The organism is Sodaliphilus pleomorphus (genome assembly GCF_009676955.1).
Taxonomy (GTDB): domain Bacteria; phylum Bacteroidota; class Bacteroidia; order Bacteroidales; family Muribaculaceae; genus Sodaliphilus; species Sodaliphilus pleomorphus.
In genome coordinates, this window is record NZ_CP045696.1 from 2,500,767 (window position 1) to 2,524,706 (window position 23,940).

44 protein-coding genes are annotated in these 23,940 nt (G+C 46.9%); 1 reads left to right on the forward strand and 43 read right to left on the reverse strand.

Features of this window, described 5'->3' with window-relative positions; all coding sequences use genetic code 11:
- Positions 1-46: 46 nt before the first annotated feature.
- The 40 genes from GF423_RS10320 to GF423_RS10510 all read right to left on the reverse strand — a co-directional run bounded on the left by GF423_RS10320 (position 47) and on the right by GF423_RS10510 (position 19,469).
- Positions 47-934: a hypothetical protein gene (locus GF423_RS10320; RefSeq protein WP_154328276.1), complete on the reverse strand. Its 888-nt coding sequence runs from the start codon at positions 932-934 to the stop codon at positions 47-49.
- Complete coding sequence (locus GF423_RS10325; protein ID WP_154328277.1) at positions 931-1,209, reverse strand: hypothetical protein; 279 nt, start codon at positions 1,207-1,209, stop codon at positions 931-933. The genes GF423_RS10320 and GF423_RS10325 overlap by 4 nt, the downstream gene beginning before the upstream one ends.
- Positions 1,210-1,211: 2 nt before the next feature.
- Complete coding sequence (locus GF423_RS10330) at positions 1,212-1,469, reverse strand: hypothetical protein (RefSeq protein WP_154328278.1); 258 nt, start codon at positions 1,467-1,469, stop codon at positions 1,212-1,214.
- A gap of 25 nt (positions 1,470-1,494) precedes the next feature.
- On the reverse strand, positions 1,495-1,860 hold the full coding sequence (locus GF423_RS10335) for a hypothetical protein (RefSeq protein WP_154328279.1): 366 nt from the start codon (positions 1,858-1,860) through the stop codon (positions 1,495-1,497).
- A 126-nt stretch (positions 1,861-1,986) separates the two neighbouring features.
- Positions 1,987-2,226: a hypothetical protein gene (locus GF423_RS10340; protein ID WP_154328280.1), complete on the reverse strand. Its 240-nt coding sequence runs from the start codon at positions 2,224-2,226 to the stop codon at positions 1,987-1,989.
- Positions 2,201-2,392, reverse strand: a complete 192-nt coding sequence (locus GF423_RS10345; RefSeq protein ID WP_154328281.1) for a DpnD/PcfM family protein — start codon at positions 2,390-2,392, stop codon at positions 2,201-2,203. Before GF423_RS10345 ends, GF423_RS10340 begins: the two co-directional genes overlap by 26 nt.
- A complete protein-coding gene (locus tag GF423_RS10350) occupies positions 2,389-2,562 on the reverse strand; it encodes a hypothetical protein (RefSeq protein ID WP_154328282.1) in 174 nt (57 codons plus the stop codon). Before GF423_RS10350 ends, GF423_RS10345 begins: the two co-directional genes overlap by 4 nt.
- Before the next feature lie 140 nt (positions 2,563-2,702).
- Positions 2,703-2,975 carry a DUF3846 domain-containing protein gene (locus GF423_RS10355; RefSeq protein ID WP_154328283.1) on the reverse strand — a complete coding sequence of 91 codons (273 nt, stop codon included), beginning with the start codon at positions 2,973-2,975 and terminating at the stop codon, positions 2,703-2,705.
- A 4-nt stretch (positions 2,976-2,979) separates the two neighbouring features.
- Entirely contained in the window at positions 2,980-3,339 is a 360-nt protein-coding gene (locus GF423_RS10360) for a hypothetical protein (protein ID WP_154328284.1), read from the reverse strand.
- Between the two features lie 172 nt (positions 3,340-3,511).
- Entirely contained in the window at positions 3,512-4,078 is a 567-nt protein-coding gene (locus tag GF423_RS14200; RefSeq protein WP_235911555.1) for an LPD11 domain-containing protein, read from the reverse strand.
- A gap of 39 nt (positions 4,079-4,117) precedes the next feature.
- Positions 4,118-4,420: a hypothetical protein gene (locus tag GF423_RS10370; protein ID WP_154328285.1), complete on the reverse strand. Its 303-nt coding sequence runs from the start codon at positions 4,418-4,420 to the stop codon at positions 4,118-4,120.
- Entirely contained in the window at positions 4,420-4,830 is a 411-nt protein-coding gene (locus tag GF423_RS10375; RefSeq protein WP_154328286.1) for a hypothetical protein, read from the reverse strand. Before GF423_RS10375 ends, GF423_RS10370 begins: the two co-directional genes overlap by 1 nt.
- Before the next feature lie 61 nt (positions 4,831-4,891).
- Positions 4,892-5,305, reverse strand: coding sequence for a hypothetical protein (locus GF423_RS10380; RefSeq protein ID WP_154328287.1), 414 nt, complete (start codon positions 5,303-5,305; stop codon positions 4,892-4,894).
- A gap of 176 nt (positions 5,306-5,481) precedes the next feature.
- Entirely contained in the window at positions 5,482-5,688 is a 207-nt protein-coding gene (locus GF423_RS10385; protein ID WP_154328288.1) for a hypothetical protein, read from the reverse strand.
- Positions 5,685-5,990: a hypothetical protein gene (locus tag GF423_RS10390; protein ID WP_154328289.1), complete on the reverse strand. Its 306-nt coding sequence runs from the start codon at positions 5,988-5,990 to the stop codon at positions 5,685-5,687. Before GF423_RS10390 ends, GF423_RS10385 begins: the two co-directional genes overlap by 4 nt.
- Before the next feature lie 59 nt (positions 5,991-6,049).
- Positions 6,050-6,412 carry a hypothetical protein gene (locus GF423_RS10395; RefSeq protein ID WP_154328290.1) on the reverse strand — a complete coding sequence of 121 codons (363 nt, stop codon included), beginning with the start codon at positions 6,410-6,412 and terminating at the stop codon, positions 6,050-6,052.
- 34 nt (positions 6,413-6,446) lie between these two features.
- Complete coding sequence (locus GF423_RS10400; RefSeq protein WP_154328291.1) at positions 6,447-6,800, reverse strand: nucleoside triphosphate pyrophosphohydrolase family protein; 354 nt, start codon at positions 6,798-6,800, stop codon at positions 6,447-6,449.
- The gene (locus tag GF423_RS10405; protein WP_154328292.1) at positions 6,797-7,129 is read right to left on the reverse strand and encodes a helix-turn-helix domain-containing protein; all 333 of its coding nucleotides are present in this window, start codon (positions 7,127-7,129) and stop codon (positions 6,797-6,799) included. Before GF423_RS10405 ends, GF423_RS10400 begins: the two co-directional genes overlap by 4 nt.
- Before the next feature lie 2 nt (positions 7,130-7,131).
- Entirely contained in the window at positions 7,132-7,776 is a 645-nt protein-coding gene (locus GF423_RS10410; RefSeq protein ID WP_154328293.1) for an Lcl C-terminal domain-containing protein, read from the reverse strand.
- Between the two features lie 12 nt (positions 7,777-7,788).
- A complete protein-coding gene (locus GF423_RS10415; RefSeq protein ID WP_154328294.1) occupies positions 7,789-8,244 on the reverse strand; it encodes a Cas9 inhibitor AcrIIA9 family protein in 456 nt (151 codons plus the stop codon).
- Entirely contained in the window at positions 8,231-8,536 is a 306-nt protein-coding gene (locus tag GF423_RS10420; protein WP_154328295.1) for a hypothetical protein, read from the reverse strand. Before GF423_RS10420 ends, GF423_RS10415 begins: the two co-directional genes overlap by 14 nt.
- 12 nt (positions 8,537-8,548) lie before the next feature.
- Complete coding sequence (locus tag GF423_RS10425) at positions 8,549-8,704, reverse strand: hypothetical protein (protein ID WP_154328296.1); 156 nt, start codon at positions 8,702-8,704, stop codon at positions 8,549-8,551.
- Positions 8,705-8,890: 186 nt separating this feature from the next.
- Positions 8,891-9,214 (reverse strand): hypothetical protein, encoded by a 324-nt coding sequence (locus GF423_RS10430; protein ID WP_154328297.1) that lies wholly within the window; start codon positions 9,212-9,214, stop codon positions 8,891-8,893.
- A 129-nt stretch (positions 9,215-9,343) separates the two neighbouring features.
- Positions 9,344-9,775, reverse strand: coding sequence for a dUTP diphosphatase (locus tag GF423_RS10435; protein ID WP_154329035.1), 432 nt, complete (start codon positions 9,773-9,775; stop codon positions 9,344-9,346).
- 132 nt (positions 9,776-9,907) lie between these two features.
- A complete protein-coding gene (locus GF423_RS10440; protein WP_154328298.1) occupies positions 9,908-10,273 on the reverse strand; it encodes a hypothetical protein in 366 nt (121 codons plus the stop codon).
- On the reverse strand, positions 10,270-10,782 hold the full coding sequence (locus GF423_RS10445; RefSeq protein WP_154328299.1) for a hypothetical protein: 513 nt from the start codon (positions 10,780-10,782) through the stop codon (positions 10,270-10,272). Before GF423_RS10445 ends, GF423_RS10440 begins: the two co-directional genes overlap by 4 nt.
- A 184-nt stretch (positions 10,783-10,966) precedes the next feature.
- Positions 10,967-11,134 (reverse strand): hypothetical protein, encoded by a 168-nt coding sequence (locus tag GF423_RS14090; RefSeq protein ID WP_206113229.1) that lies wholly within the window; start codon positions 11,132-11,134, stop codon positions 10,967-10,969.
- Positions 11,135-11,345: 211 nt separating this feature from the next.
- Positions 11,346-11,681, reverse strand: a complete 336-nt coding sequence (locus GF423_RS10450; RefSeq protein ID WP_154328300.1) for a DUF551 domain-containing protein — start codon at positions 11,679-11,681, stop codon at positions 11,346-11,348.
- A complete protein-coding gene (locus GF423_RS10455) occupies positions 11,656-11,862 on the reverse strand; it encodes a hypothetical protein (RefSeq protein WP_154328301.1) in 207 nt (68 codons plus the stop codon). The genes GF423_RS10450 and GF423_RS10455 overlap by 26 nt, the downstream gene beginning before the upstream one ends.
- Positions 11,840-12,499: a DUF6633 family protein gene (locus tag GF423_RS10460; RefSeq protein WP_154328302.1), complete on the reverse strand. Its 660-nt coding sequence runs from the start codon at positions 12,497-12,499 to the stop codon at positions 11,840-11,842. The genes GF423_RS10455 and GF423_RS10460 overlap by 23 nt, the downstream gene beginning before the upstream one ends.
- A 7-nt stretch (positions 12,500-12,506) precedes the next feature.
- Positions 12,507-13,313, reverse strand: coding sequence for a DUF6291 domain-containing protein (locus GF423_RS10465; RefSeq protein WP_206113230.1), 807 nt, complete (start codon positions 13,311-13,313; stop codon positions 12,507-12,509).
- Positions 13,314-13,504: 191 nt separating this feature from the next.
- Positions 13,505-13,981 (reverse strand): recombination protein NinG, encoded by a 477-nt coding sequence (locus GF423_RS10470; RefSeq protein WP_154328303.1) that lies wholly within the window; start codon positions 13,979-13,981, stop codon positions 13,505-13,507.
- A gap of 2 nt (positions 13,982-13,983) precedes the next feature.
- Positions 13,984-15,147, reverse strand: a complete 1,164-nt coding sequence (locus tag GF423_RS10475; RefSeq protein ID WP_235911557.1) for a DEAD/DEAH box helicase — start codon at positions 15,145-15,147, stop codon at positions 13,984-13,986.
- Positions 15,144-15,761 (reverse strand): hypothetical protein, encoded by a 618-nt coding sequence (locus GF423_RS10480; protein ID WP_154328305.1) that lies wholly within the window; start codon positions 15,759-15,761, stop codon positions 15,144-15,146. The genes GF423_RS10475 and GF423_RS10480 overlap by 4 nt, the downstream gene beginning before the upstream one ends.
- Before the next feature lie 17 nt (positions 15,762-15,778).
- The gene (locus tag GF423_RS10485) at positions 15,779-16,216 is read right to left on the reverse strand and encodes a hypothetical protein (protein WP_154328306.1); all 438 of its coding nucleotides are present in this window, start codon (positions 16,214-16,216) and stop codon (positions 15,779-15,781) included.
- 9 nt (positions 16,217-16,225) lie between these two features.
- Positions 16,226-16,621 (reverse strand): hypothetical protein, encoded by a 396-nt coding sequence (locus GF423_RS10490; protein ID WP_154328307.1) that lies wholly within the window; start codon positions 16,619-16,621, stop codon positions 16,226-16,228.
- A gap of 150 nt (positions 16,622-16,771) precedes the next feature.
- Entirely contained in the window at positions 16,772-17,728 is a 957-nt protein-coding gene (locus GF423_RS10495; protein ID WP_154328308.1) for a hypothetical protein, read from the reverse strand.
- Positions 17,709-18,656: an ATP-binding protein gene (locus GF423_RS10500; RefSeq protein ID WP_154328309.1), complete on the reverse strand. Its 948-nt coding sequence runs from the start codon at positions 18,654-18,656 to the stop codon at positions 17,709-17,711. Before GF423_RS10500 ends, GF423_RS10495 begins: the two co-directional genes overlap by 20 nt.
- An 11-nt stretch (positions 18,657-18,667) precedes the next feature.
- Positions 18,668-19,234 (reverse strand): helix-turn-helix domain-containing protein, encoded by a 567-nt coding sequence (locus GF423_RS14310; protein ID WP_317162465.1) that lies wholly within the window; start codon positions 19,232-19,234, stop codon positions 18,668-18,670.
- Complete coding sequence (locus tag GF423_RS10510; RefSeq protein ID WP_154328311.1) at positions 19,212-19,469, reverse strand: helix-turn-helix transcriptional regulator; 258 nt, start codon at positions 19,467-19,469, stop codon at positions 19,212-19,214. The genes GF423_RS14310 and GF423_RS10510 overlap by 23 nt, the downstream gene beginning before the upstream one ends.
- Before the next feature lie 106 nt (positions 19,470-19,575).
- Here GF423_RS10510 and GF423_RS10515 point away from each other — a divergent pair, with 106 nt between their 5' ends.
- Positions 19,576-19,974, forward strand: coding sequence for a hypothetical protein (locus tag GF423_RS10515; protein WP_154328312.1), 399 nt, complete (start codon positions 19,576-19,578; stop codon positions 19,972-19,974).
- Positions 19,975-21,124: 1,150 nt separating this feature from the next.
- On the opposite strand, the gene GF423_RS10520 is transcribed toward GF423_RS10515, so the two are convergent.
- The 3 genes from GF423_RS10520 to GF423_RS10530 form a co-directional block, all read right to left on the reverse strand.
- Positions 21,125-21,850 (reverse strand): nitroreductase family protein, encoded by a 726-nt coding sequence (locus GF423_RS10520; protein WP_154328313.1) that lies wholly within the window; start codon positions 21,848-21,850, stop codon positions 21,125-21,127.
- Between the two features lie 33 nt (positions 21,851-21,883).
- Complete coding sequence (locus GF423_RS10525; protein ID WP_154328314.1) at positions 21,884-22,336, reverse strand: MarR family winged helix-turn-helix transcriptional regulator; 453 nt, start codon at positions 22,334-22,336, stop codon at positions 21,884-21,886.
- Positions 22,337-22,498: 162 nt separating this feature from the next.
- The gene (locus tag GF423_RS10530; RefSeq protein ID WP_154328315.1) at positions 22,499-23,590 is read right to left on the reverse strand and encodes a metallophosphoesterase; all 1,092 of its coding nucleotides are present in this window, start codon (positions 23,588-23,590) and stop codon (positions 22,499-22,501) included.
- Positions 23,591-23,940 lie beyond the last annotated feature (350 nt).

Here is a 23,940-nt window from a genome sequence, read left to right on the forward strand (position 1 = left end):
GAGCCCAAATACTTTCGAATAAAGAAACTTGTTCATCAATGGTTTCTCATAGCTGTTTCAGTCCGAAAATGCGCTTCGTTACTCCCAGGGCATTATCGGTCAACTGGCGCTGCCACGCTTGGTTCATGCGTGACCACTTGAAGGCATTTTGCTTTAACTGCGTTCTCAGTTCCTCGCTGGGAATCTCATCAAAGTACAGACGGATACGCTCATCTTGGTAGTCAAGTTCGATTGTTCCCCAATCCAACTCGACCTCTCTGTTCTCTGTGTTAACCATCTTGGTTAAGTTGTCAATACGCTCTTGCGCCTGCTTAATCTTTGCAAGGTTGTTGGTCAGTGCATAACTCGGGAAACCTCTGCGACCACAGAAGTCGGGTTCGAGCAGGTCTTTGGCGATTTTCTCATGCACTCCAAGGGAAACCATTTCGTCCACCTTTTCCTCATCGGTCAACAATTTCTTGCGGACGATTGCGTTGCACGCTTTCATCAACTCTTGCAACTCGGCCAGTTGGTCGACCTTCATCTGCAATCGCTCAATCTCCGCCCAACCTGTCAGTCGATGTTGGGTTGGGTGGGTCACTCGGTGAACGAACTTCTTCGCCCATTCATCAAGTTTCATTCGGGCATTACGCTCGGCTTCGTTGGCCTTCTGCATCTTCTTCACTGGAAACTTGGCAGGGCCAGTTACAGCAGGAGAGGCACAACGACTCAACGCACTCAGCCAACGTGAGGTTAGGTCAAGGTAGCGTTTCTCGAAGTCCTCTTTCAGTTCATCGGGAAGTTGCGATTGGTAGTCACGCAACTCGCTTTCCACGCTTGCCAACACGACTTCTGCTGCTCTGTCGGGTTGGAAACTGTTCCAGTAATGAGCGTCACATGCTTGCTTGCGCAAGGCTTCAACGCTCGGTCGTAGGGTAAATGTTTCTGTGTTCATTGCTCTTTGATTGTTAAGTAATACTTATCTAAAATCTCTTGGTATGCTTGAATCTTTCCTTGACGGATAGCGATACCAGTCTCGGCTTTCTCAACCTCTTGCAGGTTGGTGGCGAAAAGCGGTGCGCCTTGTTCAAGGATTCTGATACCATTTCGCAGGTTTCGCACCTCTTTCTCAATCGCTTTGATATTGGGAATGAAGCCGTTCCCGATGTGCTGTGACAGGTAGGACTTCAACTTGTTGTAAGCATCCTGCTTTATCTTTTCGTAATCCATAATCACTGATTGTTAAACTGGTGAACTTTGATTTCTGTTCCACCGCTACCGAGAAGAAACCCATCGTAGCTAAAGTCCCAGTCTTTGAACTCCAGCATTTTTACTTCACCAACATTGCCGTGAAATCGTTGACTGTTCACTCCATCAACAAGATGCCAAAAACGTCTGCAAGCATTCCTGTAACCTTTGATAATCTCAACAGGATTGATAAGCAGGTCACTTTCGCCTTTGTGTCTTACGTAAACTCTGAAAAGTCTCATTGCTCTTTACTTTGTTGGTTTATCATTAGTTCCAGTAGTCAATCATCTCCCACAAGTTCTCTCTGCTGATGTCGCCAATCGTTTTCATCGTCAGCACATTTCGGCCCTCCTTATAGGTCAAATTCTCGTAACCATCAAGGTACGCAATCATGATATTGGCTCGCACATTGCCTTTGGCGAACTTTCTTGCAATCGCCATAGCACCTGCACGAGTGTAAGCAATCTTATCTCCGAGGAAGTCTGGGTCGTACACATTTGCTCCCATTTCGTAAAACTCAATCAAGTACATTGTGCGGTACTCCTGCGTGTGGAGCGCACCGCTATTGACCTTCTTCCAGTCAATCAGAGTTTCATCGAACTTCCAGTTGTTTGTTCCGTACTCTCTCATCATTGCTCTTCGTTTCTTTATTACGTTAGTATGTTAGTTTCAATATGCAAAACTACAAAGAAATCACGATATAACCAAAGAAAAACGCAGTTAATTTGCTGAATACCAATGATTTAACTTTTACTAACTTTAGTCCACAAGTAACTTATTTACTTCCACTTCCTCAACAATGAAGTTGTTTTCCAAGCGTGAGTCACCACATTGCGACTGGCCGTTCATCATGACTTCCGCAACCTGGTCCGGGTTGCAATCACGATACTCCAACAGGACTTGTCTAACATCTTCCCAGTCAGTACAGACAGCAACCAGCTTTCTGTCATGCCTACTCAGCCACACGTCACACTCATACACCATCTGCACCTTGTTCATAGCTTTCAAATGGTTCAAATTCGACATCGTAGAAATCGTCTTCGCCGAGGACATAATCCCCGTTGCACCACCTCTCACAGACTATCTCTCTTGCTTTGGCAGGTGACTCTGCCTCAACCTTGACAACCTTGCGCAAGGTCTCTAAAATCTCGACTTTATAAATCATTGTTCATCAATTATTGTGCCTGTGGCGATAGCCTCATAAAATTCGCCATACAGCTGTTTGTAACTCTCCTCGGCAGGTTTGCCTTGGCAACTTATCGCTTTCTCCATCAGAGCAATGAGCAACATATTTTGCTCGGTCTCATCAAGCGCAATGCTAATCTTCTTCATCATCTTCGTTGTCGTTACTTGGTTCATAGTTGTTGCATGAGTTATAGGACTCAACTTTCCCGTTGTTCAGTTCACAGGTCCAGCATATCATATCGCACCCAGCGTGATAAGCGTGCTTGCAGTTGTAGCAAATCTGTTCCATATCACTTAAACTCCTTACTCTTGCAAAGCAGTGCCGTTCCCACAATCAAGTTCGGATAATCGCAATGTCTCATGACCCATGCTGTTGCCTCGATGTTGACTGGCAGTTGTTTCATCAATCCATCTTCGTCTACCAACATGATGTTACCACCGGGCAGCTGAACCACTTGTACGTAGCCGCCTATCAAATCCCAAACTTCTTCCAGTTTGAAGTCAGAGCCATTCTTAGGCTCAACCGTCTTTGGCTTTTCGCCAACCTTGAATAGTGTTGCCATAATCTTAATTGTTGTATGTTAGGTTGCGTTCCAGCATCCTGTTATAAATCTCGTCAAGCTGCTGCTTGCTCTCAATTCTCACTCCGTCATATATGATTGCCGAATAGGCGCCATTTATGTCGTAATCAAACTTATCCTCGTCAAGAACATCTGTGTACTTGTCGACGATTTCACACATGACAAGGAGAACAAGCATACCGCCAAAATCCCTGTAATGGTGCTTGTGAAAACAATCACCAGCGCAGCAATTCAGCATATAACAGACATCGCTTTCGCTAAAGTCCACGCAATACTCATCGCAAAGGTCGTCAATCAGTTTGGTTGGGACCATCAAGCAGGCTACTATAGAATCTTTCGTGCTCATAATTATCTCCATGTTACATGAAAACCACGTGTCGCAGCATACTCCTCAAACTGCACCTTCCATGTGTGGAATGGCAGTCCAACAAGCACCAACTTGCTTCGTCCGTTTTTGGTCAACCACGCTTGAAACCAGTCGATCGTCTGATAGGCTTCTGATCTAAACTCAACTCTCATCATAATACAACAGGTTGCAGGTTTAACATCTTACTCTCGTACACATCGATCTTCTTGCTGGTCAACCACTCTGGCTTATACTCATCGGGCAGTTCAGCAAGCAGTTTGCGCATTTCCGTAATCTGCGCTTCCTCATCACGTGCCCACAGATGCTTGGCGCATCGGTTACCACAGCCGAGGTAGTAATCACAATCTCGGATAAGTCGCTGCAACATCAACCACGTGTGCTTAACCCACTCGGGTATCATGATGTAGTCAATGCTGTAGCCAGCGTTGTAACGCTTAATCTTTCGGGCAATGTCCTCGCCGAAGATGTCAATGATAAGCTTTATCGCCTCGTAGTCGCCATCGTAGGCATACATACTTTCGTGGTTATTGAACTCATAGAAGTACACCTCTTGTGGGTCGCACTCCTTGCGGACTTGCTCGTGCATCCTGTCGAATGCTCGCAGGTCGTTGCTCCGGTTCAACTCGTCAATCGCTTTGTCGTACAACTCGTTGTAGCGGTTAGCTGTCTTGGCGTTCATCATGAAGATTGCGCCCTCATCGGTGCACTTGAACTCCAATCCGCTCGGTAACTTAATCGTGTTCATTGCTCTTTGTTTTTATAGGTCAATAATCAATCCGCTTGCCACCACACCTTCTTCGTGGTAGCCATCGGGTGTTGCTATAATCTCGTATCGTCCATCTTCGGCAGCAAGTGAACTGAACAGGGATTGCCAGCCTTTCTCTATCACTTGCTTGCGCCAGTTCTTGATGTACTTCTTGCAGGTCTCAACTCTCTTGCAGCCTACTCGGTGGAAGTCAGCATCACAGGTTCTGTCACCATTGCTGCGCTTTCGTCCTGCCTCAAAGTAGGTGTCTGCTCCGTTCCAAACCTTGATGATGTATGTTTGCTGAACAGCCATTACTCGATGTAGTCTTTATCTTCACAAATTATGAAACGCTCCTCATAGACCTCAGTAGGCTTGTAGATGAACTCGTGCGTCCAGTAGGTGTCCTGCCAGTTGGTTGAGCAGTCCATGCCGTTATCACCATGGCTGTTCTCAACCACAAAGTTGAGACCTTTCAGCCACATGGCCATTTCTTTCGAGTAGTCCGGACTTGGGCCATCAGCGTAGGAGGACGTGCAGTGCGTCAGGCTGAAACCTTTCGCAAAGCCAATCACTTGGTTGTCTCGGTTGTAGAGGTTAATCGTCTCTTCCGCAACCTCATCACAGCCAACCTGCTTTGCTATTGCGTTGACCATCGTCATTATCTTCTCGGGTATGTGGGTTTCATCCTCCCACTTGTGGAATGCTTTGTTGTCGAATTTCATTGCTCTGTTTCTTTATTACTGGGTTAAACGATGCAGGGCGGTTGCCCGCCCCACGTTATCTTTATCTTATTTGTCCGAAGAATTTCAGCAAATCGTAGTGAATATCTGAGAGGCTTTTCTGCTCATGAATCTGCAACCACTTGTTCCACCCCTCGGTTTCGATTCCCACATCTTTTAGGTCTTGCATCTGCTTTTCTGTGCAGTAGAGAACAGCAAACGTGTGCTTCTTCTCGGCTGGCAGACACTCGATTTTCCACTTCAAGTCAAACAGGCGATCTTTGCGCTCCTGCTCCTGCTTGCACTTCAACTGGTCAGCGAGGCAAGCCTTAACTCGCTTGTGGTTCATCTTGCGCCACATTGCGCAAAACTCATCCTTGTCAACGTCCGAGTTCATGTACATCGGCTCGATAACCGAGTAGTACTCTTGGTCAGTCACTTGGACTTTCACTCTGTTCTCAAATTCTTGCTTTGTCATTGCTCTTCGTTTCTTTATTACGTTAAACTTGTAGTTGTTTTTGCATATACAAAACTACAACAATTATTTGAATTGACCAAAGAAAAATCCATTTATTTTACTGACTATCAAAGGTTTAACTTTTACTAACTTTGATTGATTCTGCGTGCTTGCTCGGCCACCAAGTAGGGGAGTGCCTACCTTCGGTTCAGTCGGCCATCTTCAATCATGCGTATGCAGTTATACAGGTGGCGGTCGTTCATTGACTTCAAAGCTATCGGCTCTAAGTCAGCCTGCAACCAGTAGCCTTGCTTAATCAACTCCTCGGCTCGCTCTGCACGCTGTTCAGCCTCAATCACCAAATCTTCAAGACCAAACCAATCTTGTTCCTCTGCCCAACTCATTGCTCACCTCCTTTCTTTGCGATGTCATTGATTTCTTTCTCCGACCTACCATCTTTGATGAGTGCGATGATGCGGTCACGTCCAAGTTTCCTATAGGCTACCATCAGAGTTTTGACAACAAGGTCACACGGCTCTCCCGGCTCAATTGCATTCTCTCGCCCTGCCTTATGCGCTTCTGCCGACAACTGGAAGATGTCTTTACCCTCCTTGTTCACGATGATGTACTCATGTCCCATTAAACTTATGTGACCATAATAACGCACCACCGATAAATGGGTATTCGCCCAAAACTCCTCTGTCATTAGCAGAGGATAGTTCCCAGACTTTAGACGTCGAGTCGCCTTTTCCTGCCTACCTTTCGTCATTGCAGGCCACCTTTCTTTCCACGCTCCACCTGCGCCATGTGTGGTTCGGCAGTTCGTTGATGTTCATCGAGCTCTTTCAGTTTGTCGAGTGCTTTCTGCATCGCGTCGCGGTACATCGGGTTCTCCTGCATGAACCAGGACACCGCTGATAAAATTATCTCCCGCAATTCGGTGCGCTGATCCATCATCATGGCGACGGTTGCGACGAGGTCAAACTTGCGTTCCTCGTCTGTCTTTTCGGGTGAGCCTATAAATAAGGCACCTTGCTTGTCTGCGTTCGCCCCGACGAACATCATTGTCGGCACTATCTCACCGAGACTCGTCAGTAGTGATTGTAGTTCTTTTTTGTTTTCTTCCATAATTGTTTGATTATTTTTTAATTGTTGATAAAAATTATCTGTTGTCACCGCTGCCTCCGAGCTTGCCACGCTGCTTGCGTGAGTTGATCTTTGCGATGTTCAACTCTGCTACTTCTTCAAGCGTCATGTCGATGTCACGAGCGAGTGTTGCGCAGTACCATAGCACATCACCGATTTCGAGAGCGAGAGCGTGCTGCTGCTCTGTGTCAAGCATGATTGCGCCGGTGTCTGCATTGCGCACTATGTGAGTGTCACGAAGTATCTTTTTCACTTTGTCGGCGCACTCACCGGCTTCACCGGCGATGCCGAGTGCCGTGTAGATTACTGCATACTGACGGTCGTAGATTGCCGTCGAGAGTGCTTCGTGTTGATATTCATTCAGCGTCATGTTCTGTGTCTTTTTTGTTGTATTTCTTCTATCATACTGTCGATGCTTTCAATGATAGCATCGACTATTTTTACCTCTTTTGAAAATATTTTCGGGTTGTCGATCCACGTCTTTATTTTACGAATAGCGCATGTTACAGACGAATGATTACGATGCAGCAACGTGCCAACTGCCGTAATCGACATACTCCACTTCTCATGCAAGATGTAGCAAATAACTGCTCGTGCATCTGCATATTGCCACTTGTGACTCGCAGAAAAAAGCTGTTCTGTTGTGATGTCATAGTATGAGCACACAACACAGATTGTAATTCCGATACGCTGTGCCATAGTTAAAATTCACACACAGGCCGAACAATGTAGCTTTTGCTCTTGCTGCCGCCGAAGACAGTGCCATTATAGAAACCCACTAACCAAGCGCCAGTGGCACTGTACTCAGTAGAGGACCAATACCAAGTACTCGTCAACTTATCGCCGCCAACAAAGGCGAGTGCTTCGTTAATCTTCTCCTTGTTCTTGCAGATGATTGCAAGTTCACCAAGTGACGGAATCCACTCATCGTCTGCAAGGTCGAAATCGAACTCGCCATGTCGTTTGAGGTGTTCAGTGTTCGCTTTGCCGTTGAAATCGTCAAGTGCACGAAGTCCATGTCGCTTGTAGTCGAAGTCGTCTTTGTCAAGGTCGCTGTTGTACGGCAACTCGCGCTCGCCTTGCGAGTTGAGCCGAATGCCTACAGTGTGCTTGCCGACCTTTATGCCGATGTGGGTCACACGTTCAGTAGGATTGGTGCCATCATAAAGCTGTCGCTTGCCATCTTCGTAGCAAATGTAGATACCATCTATGTAGATGCAGTTCATAGGCGGCTTCATGCGAGGCTTATCATCGTTGTCCATGATAAAGTTATAGCACTCTCTCGCTTTCTCTACGCTGCTGGTGTTTCTAATCAACTCATAGCGCAATTTCTGTTCTTCTGTCATAATGTTTCTTTATTACTGATTAAACAAATCTCCAAATAAACTCGGCTGGGCAGGTTGCTCTGCCGCCTTCTTTCGCTCTTTCTCTTGTTTCTTCTCTAAGGCCTTTTTAGCCTTTTCCTCGGCTTCACGTAGGTAGCTTTCTTTGGCTTTCTCTTTAGCCTCTGCTTCCAGTTCGGCCTTGTCTTGGTCGGTCAGTTGATAGTTGCTCACGATCTGGACTCCACCAGCACTCTCGACTTTGACGTTATCTTCGTCATAGTAGTGGACAGCCAGTCCGTACACTTCCTCGTCTGTGGCAGCATAACTACCATTCTGTGCTCTCTTCTTTATCTCGCAAATCACGAAGTTGGCGCAATCGTCAAGCGTCTTGCCCTCTTTGGCATAGGCTTGGGCGAACAGGGCATCAGATTGTGCCCTGCCGTCCAAGTACTTCTTCAACGCTTTCTTGAAAATCTCAATGCTGTTCATCGCCTGTGTCAGTCAAGAAGTCCTTAATCTTCTGCATCGTTAGCTCGTTCTCCTCAACCGTCAGGAACTGATACAGCTGGAACATATCGAAGTGGTAAATACGCTCCTTTCCATCTTCGTCCGTTGTGAATCGGTTCACGTTCTCGTTGGTCGCTGTAACATAGATTACGAAATCGCCCTCAAACTTCGGTCGTACTTCAAGACTGGATTTAGACCCCTGCTTGAAGCAGTCACGTTGCATAGCGAACAGCCTCGTGAGGAACTTGTCAAAGTCTTTCTTAGTCGTTCTCATTACGTTTCTTTATTACTGGTTAAACTTACGGGAGTAGGTACTGACAAGGAACTCTGCCCATTCAGCTGTTACTCCCATTTCTACAACTCTCTTGACGATCGCCACTTTTCCAAGGCCATCGGCAATCATTGATTCGATTGCGCTCTTAATTTTTCTTGCTCCACTCATTGCTCTACTGTTTCAAAAGTTATTAAACTCGGATAGTTTCTAAGTCTGCCGAGAACCGTGTTGTTCATGTTCTCCTCATCCCCACATTGCGTGCATGGCGAAGCAGCAGGGTTTTATCCATGAACTGCTCCTTCGCTTTGTCACCGATGTTGATAGAGGTGATTCTGATTCTTGTAACGTTTCTTCTCATAGCCAATCGATGTTCTTGTTCATGTACTCCCAGCGTTGGGTGATTTTGAAAAGACCACTCTGCACGTCCATCAGATAACTCAGCCTCGGTGCTTCGATGCCAAACAGGGTGAACAGGTCCTTAACAGCCTTAATAGCCGCTTTGAGCGCCTTCTTCTTGCGGTCACTTGCTTCGATAACTTGGTCACTTGCTTCGATAACTTGGCCACCTGCTTCAAGTTCGGTGATTGACTCTTGAAGTACAGTATATGCTTTGTCAGCTTTCGCTGCCGCATAAACCTTTTGAGTTGCTTCATCGATGTAGTTCTTAATGCTCTTCATTGCTCTGTTTTTTTATTACGTTAGTACATTAGTTTCAATATGCAAATCTACAAAGAAATCACGATATGACCAAAGAAAAACGCAGTTAATTTGCTGAAAACCAAATGTTTAACTTTTGCTAACTTTGGGCTATTTTCCACTACTTCCGTAGCCGTTTTCGCCTCGCTCACCAAAGTCGAGCTCATCAACTTCCTCAAACTCGATTTCGGGATAAGGCATGATGATGAGTTGACCGATACGCTCGCCAACCACATATTCCTCATGATGTCTGCCATAGCAGGTCTGCGGCTTGAATTTCATGGTGATTTCTCCACGATAACCGCTGTCTATTACACCAACAGAGTTGGTCAGCATTTGAGCCTTCCTGCATACTGACGATCGAGGGAACACCAGTCCGACATGCCCTTGCGGTATTTCCACGGCAATCCCAGTATGGTACACTACGTTACCGAGTCTATCGAAATCCTTGCCGATAGCTGTTAGGTCAAGCCCAGCATCACTCTGATGCGCTCTTGTCGGTGCAACTGCTTCTGGCACCATCTTTTTGAATCTTACGAGCATATTCTTTGATTTTCTTGATTGTTTCTTCACTTGGTTGAACTTTCACCAAATCCACACCATGTAATATGTATGTGGCAAGGGTTGTTCTCAGATAAGCTATGCTATTTCTCAAACTTCCCGTCATGATTTGAACTATTTCTTCCGCACTTGGTCTATGCAGTCGGCGACCCAACCACACAGATAAGCGAATGGTTCTTGGTTTCTCACATCTATCTCGCCGCCTATATAACGCATAATTTCTGCCGCTGCGTGAACAGCTTCATGGGTTATGGTTTCAGCGGTAATAACACTGCGACTCCGGAAACGTATAAGCACTCCGTTCTTGTTGCTTAGTGCATCATTAGTTGACTCTGTTTGAGCGAGGCTGTTATCTTCCATTAAGTCAACAGAGGGAAATCTATCCTTATCTGTTTTATCGCCAATCATGACCCACAACAGACTTGGGTAGATAACAGGGTTAAATTCGTGGATCGCAAATTTCAATTCTTGATTTGTCATAGCCACTTCCTCCCTTGCTTTGTATCCATTACGTTCTGAACTTCTTCATTCAGTAAAGGCAACAGCTTGTCTGTTATCGCCTCGCTGAAATCAGCGTAGAACGTGCCGATAATCTCACTCCTCACTCCCTTATCAAATATCTGAACTAACTCGTTCCATCGTTTGGCAGAGGTATCGGCGTTGAACTTCATCAGCCTAACAAACTCGTTGTCGGCGCTATTCATTCCACAGTTTACCTCCTTACACACGTCGCCAAACTGGTCTGCCGCTAATGTTGCAAGGTCAGCAACAACGAAACACACCAGCAAGGCACGAGAACACCTGCGTCTCTGCTCCTCAATGATGCCATCCAACTCTTTATCTCGTGTGACCAGTTGGTTGTACTCATTCAGCAACCGCCTTGCTTCTTTGTCGAGTCCGGCACGTTTCAGCACCTCCATTCGTTCACCGAGTGCCCGCCGATGTGCCTGTACCTTTTCTTGCTCGACTTGTCCTTTATACAACATCATGGTTTCATTTCTCCTTTCTCGTCAAAGAATTGCTCGTACTGGCCGAGATAACGTTTGCGAAATCCAAAGTCATCGTAATAGACACCACCACACTTTGTGCAGTGCACTATACTGCAGAACAACCTATATTCGACCTCTCTAAATTTGTGCCAACAAAGTACACGTCTCAGCCACTTCCGAAATCTCATGTTCCACTCCCTTTTATAAGATTATTGACTCGAACTATTTCATCGTCCACCTTGCGTTCAAGAATCTTGCTCCGCTGCAATACTTCTTTACTTCTTGTCTTGAAGTAAAGCTTCTGCGCTTCTCGCATTTCAGAAACAAGGTCGAAAAAATCTTTTGCTTTCATGACTTCTTTTTGAAAATACATTTCTTCATCCACTTGCACTCAGTCAAGGCAAGTGCAACCATGATAACTACCCCAAACCACGACGCAATCACCAATGAGGAATAGATGAGTAGGTGGCCAACCTGTATCTCCCGACATTTCTTGTAATCATCGACAAGGCTGTAGCCGAGTGGCAGCGCCGCCACCAAACAGCCTATAACGTAAATCAGTATCATTCCCATCCTCCTTCCTCTTCCGGCAAATTTGGAATATCAAGCCAATGCGTTACTTTCCAGTCATCGGGGATGTGCATTTTGGCTGCAACCGAAATATCGGTTTTCTCCATCCAGCATTTACTTCCATCGTCCCAACAACCTTCCCATGAATACCAACGGCCTGCGTGGATTCTGATAGCCAAAATCACCCATTTGCCATTGGGCGGAAGCTGCTCACTCACTGGCACCCATCGGTGCGTGTCGGCAAAGAGGGCACCACGCACGAATGCGTTCTTTTGCGAAACGCTGTGCTCCAACTTCGCTCTGTCATTGATTAACTTTCTTCTCATCATTGGTTTCTGACTTTTGCGACTGCTCGCTGTAAAACACTTTGTAGATGAATACCCATGCCGTGGCTATCACTGCTGATATACCCAACATGGGATAGTTAGTGTTCAGCCACCAAAAGCCAACACAAACGGCAGTGAAAATCGCTACAGCGATTGTGATTTCAAGAATTGCTTGTTTCTTCATTGCTCTTTGAATTATAGTGTTCAACATATTCTTCAGGAGTGACCCCGTAATTCTTCTTAAACGAATTACGGAATTTCTCTAACACGTCCTTGCTTGTTTGGAACAGGTTGAGGATAATAGACTTAGCTTCGCCAAAAACCGACTCGCTCATTTCTGTCTTTTTCTTCGACTGCGGCAATCCGACAAGTTTGAGATATTCGTCAAACTTGATTGCGCTCTTTCTGTCTTCCTCTCTTCTTATGCGCTCCTGCTCCTCTTCCCATTGGCTAATGGCGCGAATACGCTCCTTGTCAAATTCCTTCAAGGCAGTAGTTATAACCAGTGGGTCGACTGCACCATAGAACTTGCCGTACTTGCCCATCTTGAAGTTGTGGAAGAATACCAAAAATTGGCTTACCTTGTAGTAGGAATATTCGCCTGCTATCAGCCATGACAATTCCTCAACTTGGTCCCCAGTCAGTTTGTCTTTCACTCCGCAGAATTCGGATAGGTTCACAAGTTGCGCAATAAGCCACTGAATCGGTGCTGTGCGCCCATATGCGGCTGCGATATTGTTGAGTGTAGGATAGTCACCAACAATACAGTCAAGCCTATTTTTCGATACGACAAGCTGCGCTCTTGGCGATACAGCTTTCATAAAGCTGTCAATCGTCCCGTATCTCGACAAAACCATCTGCTTCGTCTTGCGCTCGTAGACGCATAATTCTCGAGAGGGCGTCCGTTGCACGCTCATCTCGCTCTGCTTCTTTGCGCTTACCAGCGTTTGTCCTATCGTTTGTTCCATTTCTTTGTGATTTATATGATTTGTCATTTCGTGACCAATACTCTAACCTGCGGGCCAATTCCCATGTCGGCTGACCCTCCCAACGCATTTTTGTCTTAGACTTATTCATTTCAGACCAGTAGTCATAGAACTGCCTAATCATGTCTTTACCGTACTGGGCAACATACGGAATTAGCGAATCGTAGAACTTTTTTCTCCGTTCAAGAGTTTCCTTCTCTTTGGTTTTCTTTTTTTGTAAATCTAACTTGTTAGATTTATTTTTTTCTACATTCTCATTTACATTCTCATTTACATTTACATTGGGTTCGGGTTTGGTTTCTTCTTGGTTATTGTTTGGTTTCGGTTTGGTTTCGGTTTGGTTTTTTTTAGGTTTGCCACTGCTATCATTTTGGGTCTCGGTTGGTTCGACAGAAACTTGCTCTTGGTTAACTTCTGCTTTGCGTGGACGACCGCCTTTTTTGCCGTTCTCGTACTTACGATTATTGGCATCAAGCTGTGGCTTAATCAAAGTAAAAATGCTACGAGGTATGGGCGGCAAGTCAACAGGTTCAATGCCATATAGACCATACTCCATGATAGCATCGTGCAGGAGCAACCGAATATCATCGGGCAACTCCTTTATAGCCTCATAGAAGCTTTTGTATATGACGAATGACTCACGTTCCATATTTTGACAAAACAAGACCTGCCTTGTCAACCTCTCTGCTTCCGCAGGTAACGTTTGAGGTACAACAAGGGCAGGTCTCTATATCTTTTCTCACGCTCATAAACGTTACCAAATGAGTGTTATTTGATGATGTAAAGATACAAAAAGTATTTGAAAATCGAATATATTTTGTCGACATTTTTTCGTGCAACCTAAAATTTAACTTTTATGCCTTTCTCGATACTCAAACGCACCACCTCCTTACGATAATGGTCTATCATTAGTTTTAACTCAAAGTCTGACCATTTTTTCGATTGCCCGGCTCTTACCTGCAACAGAGTGAAGTTTCCCTCACCAATCTTGCATATCAGATTTTCACGATACCCTATGAGGTGGTCGGCTGAAAATCTATTGCAGTAGTGACATTCAGCGTTGCAGTTCTTTTCGTCCCAGCGTGTATTCATGTGGGTTCGGCTGTGAAAATGACCGCAGTCAGATTGCTCATACGGCTTTATTTGACCGCACGAAATACATCTAAACAGACCACTTGGCATTGCGTCACGCAGTCGAATATACAGGGCGAATACCCTATCTAATTTCGCCACAAGGTTGACTTCTTTCTTGGCCTTCTTCTTTGGCGGCTCGTCGTTCTTCGGCTTTTTCTTCTTTCGCTTGTAGTAATATGGCATGGTCAAAAAAATACATTTGTAAGCTGTCTGCCTTTCGATGTCACCATCCACTTGGTGCTATTGACTGGACACTCTATTCGCAGGTCGGCAACAGAGCCAAAGCGACTATAATTGCCGCACATATCGACCACCCAACCAATCTTGTCTTTACTCGGCCTTATCGCCCTTCCGACCATTTGGTAGTAGAGGGCAAGAGATTTTGTTGGACGAGCCAGCACTATCGTATCTAATTCCGGATAGTCGAAGCCAGTGGTCAGCACACCGACATTGGCAATCACTTCAATCTCGCCAGCCTTGAATCGGTTCAGCAAGTTCTCACGTTCTCGCTTGGGTGTCTCGCCTGTGACGATAGCACAATTAGGAATGCTGTCACACACCATCTGTGCCTCTTTCGTGTATCGGGTGAACACCAGTATGCCTTTGCGCTTACCGCCACGCTTAGGATTTCTCAATCGCTCAATGGTAGACAGCAGGTTCTCATAAAAATTACTCCTCTCATATTCTTGAAGCAGGGATTTATCGTCATAGTCAGCACCAGTGCTATTGCTCATTACTCTCGTCATATCCATGTTGGTAATATCGTAGTAATTCAACTCCGCCAAAAAGCCTTGCGCCAATAATTCGTGGATTTGACAGTAGTAAATAACGTCTGTAAAAATTCTCGGTCTCGTTCTTGTCAAGAATTTCAGCATAGACCCCCAAGAGTTCGAGCATAGCCGATAAGGGGTTGCTGTAAGACCGATAACTTTGCGGTTTGGTTCAGCATGTATAAACTCCTCGTACATACCACCCTTGCTGTTGACGAAGTGGCACTCATCAACCATAATGTTCTTGAAGTGCTTAAAGTCGTCCATGTGGTTCATGACACTGCCAATTGTGGCAAAGGTGATTCGGTTGATGTCTTTGCTGCCAACCGATGCAGAATACAACGAACAATCCCAAATCCCATAACTCTGCAATTTGGCAAAGTTCTGTTCAAGGATTTCCTTGCTTGGCTGAAACACCAGTAGTGGGCCATCAAGTTTTGAGGCAATATCCGCAATGACCAAACTCTTACCTGCGCCAGTTGGCAGGATTAGCAGGCCATTCTTGCGTCTCTTATCCTTAAAAGCCTCGACAGCCGCACGACTGGCATCCTCTTGATATTTGCGAAGCTTGTACATCAAAAATCTTCGTTCTCCTGCTTGTCACCGCTACTCGGTTTCTTGACTTCTGGAAACTCAATGCCGAACAGTTCAAACATGGCTTTTCGGTTCTGATCTTCCTGCGCCCACAACTCATTGCGACCCCAGTCCGGAATGACATCTGCCTTTGCCAACTGGAATTTTCCATCGCACCAAGTGTAGGTCAAGTTGTACCCATTGAGCGCAAACGTAATGGTTTCAGTGGAGGGCAGACGCATTTCCTCTGTGCCTTGCTTCACTCTTGCAGCAAGTTCGCTGATACGCTTTTGGACTGCCAACAGGTTATCGTCAGCCTCCTTCTTCATGCGCTTGGCCTCCTCGTAAGCCTCCTGCTGTGCAAGCATAGCATTGGGCAACTTGTCCTCTTGAATCTTGCAGTACTCCTCACGAATGTTCTGCACCTCATACTCATCAAGGTTTCGCAAAGTGACCGCATTATCGGGGAACAGGGCAACGAAGTGCTGGTTCACCACATCCTCAATCTCCTTGAATGACTTGGCTTCGTCAAACAGGGTGAGAGGAAATTTTTCTTTCACTGCGTCCGACAAGACGAACTTGACCGCCTCTGGACGATAATCAACAATGTCTGCTAACATAAAATCTGATATTTGAGTTAAACATAATTCTTGTATTGCTCAATCTGCTGTTGCGCATACACCAATGCTCGATGCTCATTTGGTTCGGGCAGGTATAATCCGCACACCGCACTCGAATAGTTTCGGAATCGTTCAATCGCCAAAGTCATTTCAGCCTTATCTAACTCCGTGCTACTTCGCACATAGGTGACCTCAAACCCTCGCTTGTTCTTTCGCTTGTGCAGAAACAATTCGGGGTTACACTTCTTCTTGAAGATGTCGTGCTTGACCTCTTCCATCGTGTAGCCAAACTCACTGGCGAAATAGCATAGCAACACGTGCAAGTAGGAGTTTTGCGCAAGCGACCTGTTAGTAGTCTTTCGCTTCAACTCCACCAGCGCCTTTTCAGTGTAAAGCTGATTGACCTTAGCCTTAAACTTTGACCTGTCGTACTCGTTCTGCAAGTCGTAAATCATCAGAAATCATCAGAATGGCAACTCATCTTCCTGCACGTCTGTTTCTGCCAAAGGCGCAATCTGAACCGTTCCTGCTTGGTTGCTATCATCGAAAATCATCGGTTTGAAGTCACCGAGATAGGTTTTCTTCTTCAACTCAACAATCTCTGGATTTGCGCCTTCGCGGAACTCCTTGCTCAACTGCTGCTTGCAGTAGTGTGTCTTGCCGAACTGGCTTACCTCTCTGCGTTGACGAATCTGCAAACCGAGATAGCAAGCCTTCGCCCTGCCAGTCGTGTCGTCTTTGGTCACATATAGGTCGTTCCCCTCAATCGGTATGACCATGCAACGCACACCACGAATAGTGGCCATTCCGCTATTGTGGAGTTTCAACAGGTCAATAGACCCACATAAATCTTGACTCATTTCTTAATTCTGTTTAATCGTTTTTCTATTTTCTCGGCAAGCAGACCCGCTCGCCTTCTCTTGTTGATTTCACGAGTGCTGCCATGGTGTTCCGTTGACTGATATGCTCGCAGGAACACCACGACATTACTCATATCGCTATTGCTGACCTCAATCACTGAGACCAAAGATTTTGGTGTCAGTAATCTCGCTCCGATGCTCCTCCAGAAACTCTATGAAACGCTCACATTGCTGACGGATAATCTCCGTACTTTGTGCGTGATTGTAGTCATAAATCTCCTTATAGAAATCACCAGTTATCAGCGGTGAACGAGGACCACCACCCTTCAACTGAACAACCGAGAACTCGAATGCCTTTACGTCTGTGCAATCTCCGCTCTCGATTAGGCAGTAAGGATAGACGTGCCGTTGCCAATACTTCTGATAGTTGCCAAAGGTGTAGGACTTCGTGGTCTTGATGTCGTACACTTTGTCACGGATTAACTCATCGATATATCCATACAACTTCACTACACCATAGGCGGTGTCAATGGTTGCAGTGGTATAGTGCTGACTCAACGCACCATCGAAGTATTCGGCCATACTCTTGCATAACTGCTTGTCAAAGTAGAACTCAAAACCATCGATCGAGCCATAGATAAACGGCTTACCGAGTTTGCTCACAAGGTCATAATAAGGCTGTAACATTTCGCCCAAACCATCTTCTTCAGCAACATGCGGCTTACCATCAACATATGTAACGACCGCTCCAAAGGTTTTCTTCGCAAACTCATCGAAGCTATTTGCAGAGGCAATGAAGTAATCGTTGTTCTGCGTGTCTCGTTTGGCGATTATGCAGTCCACAATCTCGTTGAATATTGTGCCTTTATCTGCCGCCTCGCTCGGCTCAAATGGCTTGCGGTTAATCTTGTCGAGCAGTTCTTGCAACAGGAGGGCATCCACCTCATCTTGCGAGAAGTGGAACGTACCCTCCGTTTCGCTGTAGTTCTTATGCCACTTGCCCTCCTCGTCTTGGTAGAAGAAATCTTCTGCACTTGTCGTTAGATACTTCGTAAACGCATCAAGCAATGTGGGATAAAAAGCGTACTTATGCTGCTGCTTGCTCATACTTCTTCGTTGCTCGGTTGTAAGTCAAACCCAACTCGCCACACTTGGCGGTAATCAGCTTGTTCGCACGTGCCTTACTGTCCCAAATTGCGTTGTAGCTACCGATACGCTCAACCGCCTTGTTGGCAGTGTCAACATCCGTGATACTTGCGATGTCTGCCTCGATTTGGGCAATCAGTTCAACATAATCGTTGCCGATACTTGCTTGCTGCGCAAGGTATCGGTTGTAACTCGCAAAGACGTTGGTCAAAAAGTTGTTCTGACCAACCACCTCGGCTTGCGCATTGATGATAGTCGGAATCTTGTTGAACTGCGGCAAGTTGCAGGTGTTCTTGGCATAGAACTTCTCCTGCGGACTCCAGTAGATTGCACGCTCCTCGCCAATGGCTTGCATATAGCCAACGAGGTCCAGCTCTTTCAGCAGGTCGCCGAGTGACGAGCCACCCATGTCGGGACGGACAATTCGGGTGTCACCATCCTTGTCCTCCTTCTCGTGGGCAACGAACACGATGTTCTTGCCCATCATAGTTACTCGTTTCAGGAACTCAACGAACATCACCTTACGGGCGCCATAGCCTTTCAGCGCAAGTGAGCCATCACGCATCTTCATCTTGCTGTCGTTGCGCATGATGTAATCAGACATAAAGTCGAGCATCTTGCCGGCTGTGTCAATGACAATCGTTTGGAACGAAATATCACCACTGGCAAGTTCGTCAAGCGCATCAGTCACTTGTTCCCAGTTCTGTACTTGCAGGGTAGGACACTGGAAAGCTTTGTTCACTCGGTTGACTCCGCCATCGAAGTCAAACATCACAGGGTCGGGCGCAGAGAGCGCAAGGGTAGACTTTCCCATACCGGGCTGACCATAGATGAGCATCTTAATAGTCGAGTTAGTCTCCAACTCATTTGGTTTCTTAAATAAACTCATTGCTCTTTGATTTAAGAGGTTAAACAAAATATATCATTCTTATCGGCATACTTGACGAACTCGGCCTTCTCGTGAATACCAAGTTTCGCATACACCGATTTGATATGATTCTTGATTGTGTGAGGTGACAAGAACAACCGCTCCGCAATCTCCTCATTCGAAAGTCCATCATAGACAAGTCGCATAACCCGCAATTCTGCTTCCGATAGCTTTGAGTTGAATTTCGGGCAGCAAATAACTCCTTCGTGCTTGCACTCACCACGAAGTGGGCATGACACTCGCTCCATGTTGAATGTGCCGTTGGCGAGGTCGATTTTAGTGTTATCCAGTTTGCCGAGGTTGCACTTGCAAAACCTGCGCACCATAAGGAACTGGTAATACTTCCCATTAGTCGCACTCCTCGAATACTCCTCTTGAAGTGACGCATACGCAGCAGGGTACATTTCGCTGATTGACGATAGTAGACCAGCAATAATGTCCGTGTCGTTCTCTGTCAACTTGCAGTTGCGGCCATCAGTAGTGATATACCACAACTCATCGTCGTAGATGTAAAATTCAAGCTTCATCCCACAAGTCATCAACAGGAATACCAGTAATCTCGGACAATATCTCGCAATGTTTGGGGTTGTTTGGCTTCATGCCGTAAGAAATCCAGTTGCGAACCGTTGCTGTGCTGACACCAGTTTTTGATGCCACCTCGTTAACGAATTCGGTCTTTGGGTGACTGCTATTCGGCAATGAATCGTAATAACCCCGTAGGGTCATTTTGGGCAAATTCTCGCCCAAATGTTCTTGCGTCTCAATTACTCTCATTATCTTTGCAGTGTTTTAATTAGTAATACAGTGCAAAAGTACAAATAATTTTTAGATTAAACTAATGATAATCTATTATTTTCTTTTGCTTAACAATTTTTAAGAAATGAGCGTAAAGGAACGTCTAATTTTGTTTATCAAGTCACTCGGCATTACTAATGCAGAGTTTGAACGTGTCTGCAATCTGTCGAACGGATTTGTCAATAACACCAACGACCGGATGCGGAAATCGTCACTGAAACAAATCTCTGACGCATTTCCGCAACTCAATGTCGATTGGGTTATAAATGGCAATGGCGAAATGCTGCTGCCCGAGGAAAAGAACCCGACAACCATCAACGACCTCATTAAAATTGTCGGCAAGTTGGTAGAGCAGGGAGAAGTCAATGCCGAGGCGAACAGAGCCAATGCCGAAGCCATCAATAGGCTTTCGCTGAACTTGGAACGACTCATTACTCTCATCGAGAGTAACGGGTCAATCAGTATTGAAAAAGCCATCGAATAAATATGTTCTATATCAACGGCAAATACTATCTTATATGAATATATCACCGACTGGCGTAGCAATTACTGACCGCTTCTTCGAAGCAATCGAAATTCTCCGCTCAAAAAAGAAGTTGAGAGGGCTACAAACGCTGACGAGGAACCACGGGCTGAACTATGGTAACGTGGCGTTCATCAAGTCACACAGGAATACCAGTGTTCTCAAACCCGAAATTCTTGCCTACTTGGCGCGGGATTACGGAATATCTTGCGAATGGCTGCTACTTGGCATTGGGCCAGTTTTCAAGACTGTGCCCGCCAAAAACGCATAATCTCCGAGCCGAGGTAGAACTTCTGCTTCGAGCTCTTGCGAAATCCACATTTGATAAATCCGCAATCCGTGTATTTCTGCAATGTGTTCCTATGTATGCCTAAAGCCTGTGAGGCCTGCATCACGCTGTATCGCCCACTTAGAGACACTCTTGGTTCTTCTGCTGTAATCATAGTTTCTTTACTCTTTGTGTACCGCTCAAAAGTTTGAACCCTTTTGAAAGCTATGCAAAGATAAGAAGAAAACTTAGATTAATAATAGGTTATTCTAATTTTATTATAACTTTAACATTAATTTAGATTTAGCAAAACCCGATAAACTGCAAGATACCTGCAAACGAAAACGTATCATAACAAAACAAGTTGGCAGTCACCAACTTACTAAACGACCTACACTGCTTTGGGAGCAGGAGGTCCCAAGTTCGAATCCTGGTACCCCGACCTGTATTTTAAGTTTCTGTCGGCAAGGCTGTTTCTGCTTTGCCGATGTTTTTTTTATCTGACAGCAATAAAAAAAGCCGGATGTGTCGCCATGATAATCAATATGGCGCCCAGGGTTGGGGCAAAAAAAAAGCGCACCAGTAAAGGATGCGCCCGCGTCAGTGCTATTTGAATGAACGATGACAAAGAACTACAAATAGGGCTCAACACGCGTTTGAATTTTGCTTGCAATAGTATCCGGTGCGAGGTTCTCAAGTTGAATAGAAGTGTTTAAAAAAACAAGCCAATGTGAGAACTTAATCGGTTGAAATGTGTGGTGCCGCTTGAGCACGCATGGTGCATGATCGGCCCAATGCAGGGTGTATTGCACACACACATACAACCACAATCGCACAATTTGCCTACACGCGGTGGTAGGTTTCGTCGAAGGGCTGGCGGTAGCGGTCGCCCCACACGCCGTCGGGCAGGCGCACGCCGCAGGTCACGACCATGTTGATTTCCACCTTGTGGGGCAGGCCCAGGGCTTTTTTCACCAGGCGGCTGTCAAATCCCTCGAGCGGGCAGGTGTCGTAGCCTGCCTCGCTCATGGCCAGCATGAACGTCTGCACGGCCAGGGCGCAGCTCTTGTGCACCACCACGCGCACGTCGCCTTCACTCACCTGCCGCACGATGGGCCGCGTCAGGCCCACACACTGTGCCAGGAGCTTGCGCACCAGGCCCCACACGCCCAAGCAGCGCGAGTAGAGGAAGGGCATGACCTTGCCATAGTACAGGTCCCACTTCTTGATGCGCTTCTCCTGCTTCTCGGCAGGGCTATTGCGGCGCTGGTTTTCTTCTTCAAACTTGCGGGCGGCCTCGGCGTGGCGCTTGTAGAGGTCCTGGCGGGTGACAAATACTACCATCTCTTGTGCCGACCGGGCCGAGAGTTGGTCGAGGCAGGCGTGGGCCAGCTTTGCGAGCACGGCTTTGTCGGTCACGTGGTAGCACTCCCACAGTTGCATGTTGGAGCTTGTGGGGGCCAGTGTGGCCAGCTGCAGGCATTGTTTCACCCGCTCAGGGTCGATGGGCTTGCTTGGGTCGTAGTGCCTCGTGGCACGGCGATGATTCAAAATTTCTTGTAAACTCATTTTTGTTGTTATTTGTTGTGTGTTGATTGTTTCTTATTCCTCTCGGTGTCTCACATAGTAGTCGATCACTGTGTCGAGCATGGGGCCCATCGTGTGCATTGTGTGGGCGATGGTTTCATTGCGTGCCAAGCGTTGCATTATCTCGCTGCGGGCTTGCGCCACAACAGTTTCCAGCTGGCGCCCTTTCTCGGTGAGAAACACAATCTGCTTGCGCTTGTCGGTCGTGCTGCCATGGCGGCTCACAAGCCCGCTTTTCTCCATGCGCTTGATGAGTGGCGAGATGGTGTTGATGCCCAATAGCAAGCGCGTTGCAATGTTGTTGACAGGTTGCTCGTCGCGCTCCCACAGCACAAGAAGCACGAGGTATTGCGTATAGGTGATGCCCGTTTTCTTGAAGAGTGGCTCGTAGCCCTGCACGACGAGCCGGCTCAGGGTGTAGATCTTGAAGCACAGCTGGTCGTCGAGCCTTATTTTTTTACTTGCCATTTTTTCTCTTTGCATTGATTGTGGGCACAAAGGTAGTGAAACAATTTGTATCGCAAGCGATATAAATGCGGGATTTAGGATAAATTAACTGTATCGCACGCGATATAGTTTTGCCCGGCTGCTGCTGTTGTCGTCAGTGTTGGCGAGGGCCTCCTGTGGCAATCAGGCGGGATTGATGGTGAGCACGATGTATTCCGATCGCGTGCCTATGCGGAACTTGCCGCCCCATATGCCCAGGCCCGAGCTCACGTAGTACTGCGTTTTGCCCTTGCGATAGGGGCCGAAGGCGTCTTCAAACACGGCCCGTGTGATCCAGTTCACGGGCCACACTTGCCCGTAATGGGTGTGGCCGGCAAACTCAAAGTCGACGCCGCAGCGCTCGGCCTCTTCCAGGTGGTAGGGCTGATGGTCGATTTCAAGGAGAAACTTGCTGCGGTCGATGCCGCGCATGATGTGCTCGAGCGGCTTGCGGCGCGGGTTGGTGCGGTCGTCGCGCCCAATGAGCGTGATGCCAGCCAGCGATGCAGTGTCGTCGCGCAACACGGTGATGCCAGCCTCGCGGCAGAACTTGAGGTCGGCGCTGAGTCCGGTGTAGTAGTCGTGGTTGCCCAGGCAGGCATACACGGGGATGCCCAGCTCCCTGAACTCGCGGGCCATGCCTTGCTCCTCGACCGGGCGGTAGCTGCCGTCGATGATGTCGCCGCCTACCACGATGGCTGCCGGGCGCTCGGCCTTGAGCAGCTGCAACCACCGGTGCAAGTCGGACCGGCGGTTGTGGTAGCCCAAGTGCAAGTCGCTCACGAGCACTATCCTGGTTGCGGGGCCCGTCATCTTGTGGGTGGCCACCTGCAGGGGCACGCGCTGCTTGTCGTTGTAGTGCCAGTAGCCGTAGGCCAGCAGGGCCGCTATGCCCACGGCGATGCCGGCGGCAAGCCACGCGTTGGCGTGCAGCGTCCCGCACCCTGTAGCGTGACACAGCCTGAGCAGGTCGAGCACGCCCATCGCCAGGGCAAGATAGAGCAGCACGATGAGCCACGACGTGCCCACCTCATATACGGCCGTGGCCAGCCACATGGGCCAGCGGTCGATGATGCCCGCTACGGCTACTATCGATGAGACAAAGGCCGCGCTCATGAGCACAGCCGCTGCCATGCGCAGCACGGGCAGCGCCGCCAGCAGTTGCCACACGCGCAGCGTGACATAGACCTGTGCAGCCACAGGCAATAGTAGGAAAAGTAGAAATGTTGCTTTCATCTTCTTGTTAAATCAAGTGTTGTTGAGCACTGTTGCCCTTATATATATAATGCGTCCATAATTGTTTTTTGTTGTAACACATCAACCGCGTCGAAGGGGGGGCAAAAAAAATCCCGGATATCGCTATCTGGGATTGCTTAACTAATTAACCTTCTAATACCATTAACATAAACCTTAAACAAAAACGAAATAAAAACCGTCTCCCGACGCCAGTTATTTCGTAACCTTAAAAACTAATACCATGAAAAACCATTGCAAAGATAATAATTATATTTTTAATAGCAATAGGGAGGATGATGTTTTTAACAAAACATTGCTTTTTGGCTGCTTTTTTAATCAATTTTTGAACA

What these genes read in the sequence shown, in the direction of transcription:
- GF423_RS10435 (WP_154329035.1), bottom strand. Translation starts at nt 9,775, where the DNA reads ATGCTCGTAAGATTCAAAAAGATGGTGCCAGAAGCAGTTGCACCGACA.
- GF423_RS10370 (WP_154328285.1), bottom strand. Translation starts at nt 4,420, where the DNA reads ATGGCTGTTCAGCAAACATACATCATCAAGGTTTGGAACGGAGCAGAC.
- GF423_RS10440 (WP_154328298.1), bottom strand. Translation starts at nt 10,273, where the DNA reads ATGACAAATCAAGAATTGAAATTTGCGATCCACGAATTTAACCCTGTT.
- GF423_RS10415 (WP_154328294.1), bottom strand. Translation starts at nt 8,244, where the DNA reads ATGAACAGCATTGAGATTTTCAAGAAAGCGTTGAAGAAGTACTTGGAC.
- GF423_RS10530 (WP_154328315.1), bottom strand. Translation starts at nt 23,590, where the DNA reads ATGAAAGCAACATTTCTACTTTTCCTACTATTGCCTGTGGCTGCACAG.
- GF423_RS10465 (WP_206113230.1), bottom strand. Translation starts at nt 13,313, where the DNA reads ATGGAACGTGAGTCATTCGTCATATACAAAAGCTTCTATGAGGCTATA.
- GF423_RS10375 (WP_154328286.1), bottom strand. Translation starts at nt 4,830, where the DNA reads ATGAAATTCGACAACAAAGCATTCCACAAGTGGGAGGATGAAACCCAC.
- GF423_RS10325 (WP_154328277.1), bottom strand. Translation starts at nt 1,209, where the DNA reads ATGGATTACGAAAAGATAAAGCAGGATGCTTACAACAAGTTGAAGTCC.
- GF423_RS10455 (WP_154328301.1), bottom strand. Translation starts at nt 11,862, where the DNA reads ATGAAGAAACAAGCAATTCTTGAAATCACAATCGCTGTAGCGATTTTC.
- GF423_RS10335 (WP_154328279.1), bottom strand. Translation starts at nt 1,860, where the DNA reads ATGATGAGAGAGTACGGAACAAACAACTGGAAGTTCGATGAAACTCTG.
- GF423_RS10485 (WP_154328306.1), bottom strand. Translation starts at nt 16,216, where the DNA reads ATGATTTACGACTTGCAGAACGAGTACGACAGGTCAAAGTTTAAGGCT.
- GF423_RS14090 (WP_206113229.1), bottom strand. Translation starts at nt 11,134, where the DNA reads ATGAAAGCAAAAGATTTTTTCGACCTTGTTTCTGAAATGCGAGAAGCG.
- GF423_RS10395 (WP_154328290.1), bottom strand. Translation starts at nt 6,412, where the DNA reads ATGGAAGAAAACAAAAAAGAACTACAATCACTACTGACGAGTCTCGGT.
- GF423_RS10360 (WP_154328284.1), bottom strand. Translation starts at nt 3,339, where the DNA reads ATGAGCACGAAAGATTCTATAGTAGCCTGCTTGATGGTCCCAACCAAA.
- GF423_RS10390 (WP_154328289.1), bottom strand. Translation starts at nt 5,990, where the DNA reads ATGACAGAGGAGTTTTGGGCGAATACCCATTTATCGGTGGTGCGTTAT.
- GF423_RS10425 (WP_154328296.1), bottom strand. Translation starts at nt 8,704, where the DNA reads ATGAGTGGAGCAAGAAAAATTAAGAGCGCAATCGAATCAATGATTGCC.
- GF423_RS10515 (WP_154328312.1), top strand. Translation starts at nt 19,576, where the DNA reads ATGAGCGTAAAGGAACGTCTAATTTTGTTTATCAAGTCACTCGGCATT.
- GF423_RS10380 (WP_154328287.1), bottom strand. Translation starts at nt 5,305, where the DNA reads ATGACAAAGCAAGAATTTGAGAACAGAGTGAAAGTCCAAGTGACTGAC.
- GF423_RS10470 (WP_154328303.1), bottom strand. Translation starts at nt 13,981, where the DNA reads ATGCCATATTACTACAAGCGAAAGAAGAAAAAGCCGAAGAACGACGAG.
- GF423_RS14310 (WP_317162465.1), bottom strand. Translation starts at nt 19,234, where the DNA reads ATGACTTGTGGGATGAAGCTTGAATTTTACATCTACGACGATGAGTTG.
- GF423_RS10430 (WP_154328297.1), bottom strand. Translation starts at nt 9,214, where the DNA reads ATGAAGAGCATTAAGAACTACATCGATGAAGCAACTCAAAAGGTTTAT.
- GF423_RS10320 (WP_154328276.1), bottom strand. Translation starts at nt 934, where the DNA reads ATGAACACAGAAACATTTACCCTACGACCGAGCGTTGAAGCCTTGCGC.
- GF423_RS10420 (WP_154328295.1), bottom strand. Translation starts at nt 8,536, where the DNA reads ATGAGAACGACTAAGAAAGACTTTGACAAGTTCCTCACGAGGCTGTTC.
- GF423_RS10460 (WP_154328302.1), bottom strand. Translation starts at nt 12,499, where the DNA reads ATGAAAGCTGTATCGCCAAGAGCGCAGCTTGTCGTATCGAAAAATAGG.
- GF423_RS10355 (WP_154328283.1), bottom strand. Translation starts at nt 2,975, where the DNA reads ATGGCAACACTATTCAAGGTTGGCGAAAAGCCAAAGACGGTTGAGCCT.
- GF423_RS10510 (WP_154328311.1), bottom strand. Translation starts at nt 19,469, where the DNA reads ATGAGAGTAATTGAGACGCAAGAACATTTGGGCGAGAATTTGCCCAAA.
- GF423_RS10525 (WP_154328314.1), bottom strand. Translation starts at nt 22,336, where the DNA reads ATGGCAAGTAAAAAAATAAGGCTCGACGACCAGCTGTGCTTCAAGATC.
- GF423_RS10445 (WP_154328299.1), bottom strand. Translation starts at nt 10,782, where the DNA reads ATGATGTTGTATAAAGGACAAGTCGAGCAAGAAAAGGTACAGGCACAT.
- GF423_RS10330 (WP_154328278.1), bottom strand. Translation starts at nt 1,469, where the DNA reads ATGAGACTTTTCAGAGTTTACGTAAGACACAAAGGCGAAAGTGACCTG.
- GF423_RS10480 (WP_154328305.1), bottom strand. Translation starts at nt 15,761, where the DNA reads ATGTTAGCAGACATTGTTGATTATCGTCCAGAGGCGGTCAAGTTCGTC.
- GF423_RS10405 (WP_154328292.1), bottom strand. Translation starts at nt 7,129, where the DNA reads ATGGCACAGCGTATCGGAATTACAATCTGTGTTGTGTGCTCATACTAT.
- GF423_RS10350 (WP_154328282.1), bottom strand. Translation starts at nt 2,562, where the DNA reads ATGATGAAGAAGATTAGCATTGCGCTTGATGAGACCGAGCAAAATATG.
- GF423_RS10400 (WP_154328291.1), bottom strand. Translation starts at nt 6,800, where the DNA reads ATGACGCTGAATGAATATCAACACGAAGCACTCTCGACGGCAATCTAC.
- GF423_RS10520 (WP_154328313.1), bottom strand. Translation starts at nt 21,850, where the DNA reads ATGAGTTTACAAGAAATTTTGAATCATCGCCGTGCCACGAGGCACTAC.
- GF423_RS10340 (WP_154328280.1), bottom strand. Translation starts at nt 2,226, where the DNA reads ATGAACAAGGTGCAGATGGTGTATGAGTGTGACGTGTGGCTGAGTAGG.
- GF423_RS10385 (WP_154328288.1), bottom strand. Translation starts at nt 5,688, where the DNA reads ATGAGTTGGGCAGAGGAACAAGATTGGTTTGGTCTTGAAGATTTGGTG.
- GF423_RS10450 (WP_154328300.1), bottom strand. Translation starts at nt 11,681, where the DNA reads ATGATGAGAAGAAAGTTAATCAATGACAGAGCGAAGTTGGAGCACAGC.
- GF423_RS10490 (WP_154328307.1), bottom strand. Translation starts at nt 16,621, where the DNA reads ATGAGTCAAGATTTATGTGGGTCTATTGACCTGTTGAAACTCCACAAT.
- GF423_RS10500 (WP_154328309.1), bottom strand. Translation starts at nt 18,656, where the DNA reads ATGAGTTTATTTAAGAAACCAAATGAGTTGGAGACTAACTCGACTATT.
- GF423_RS10495 (WP_154328308.1), bottom strand. Translation starts at nt 17,728, where the DNA reads ATGAGCAAGCAGCAGCATAAGTACGCTTTTTATCCCACATTGCTTGAT.
- GF423_RS10345 (WP_154328281.1), bottom strand. Translation starts at nt 2,392, where the DNA reads ATGATTTATAAAGTCGAGATTTTAGAGACCTTGCGCAAGGTTGTCAAG.
- GF423_RS10410 (WP_154328293.1), bottom strand. Translation starts at nt 7,776, where the DNA reads ATGACAGAAGAACAGAAATTGCGCTATGAGTTGATTAGAAACACCAGC.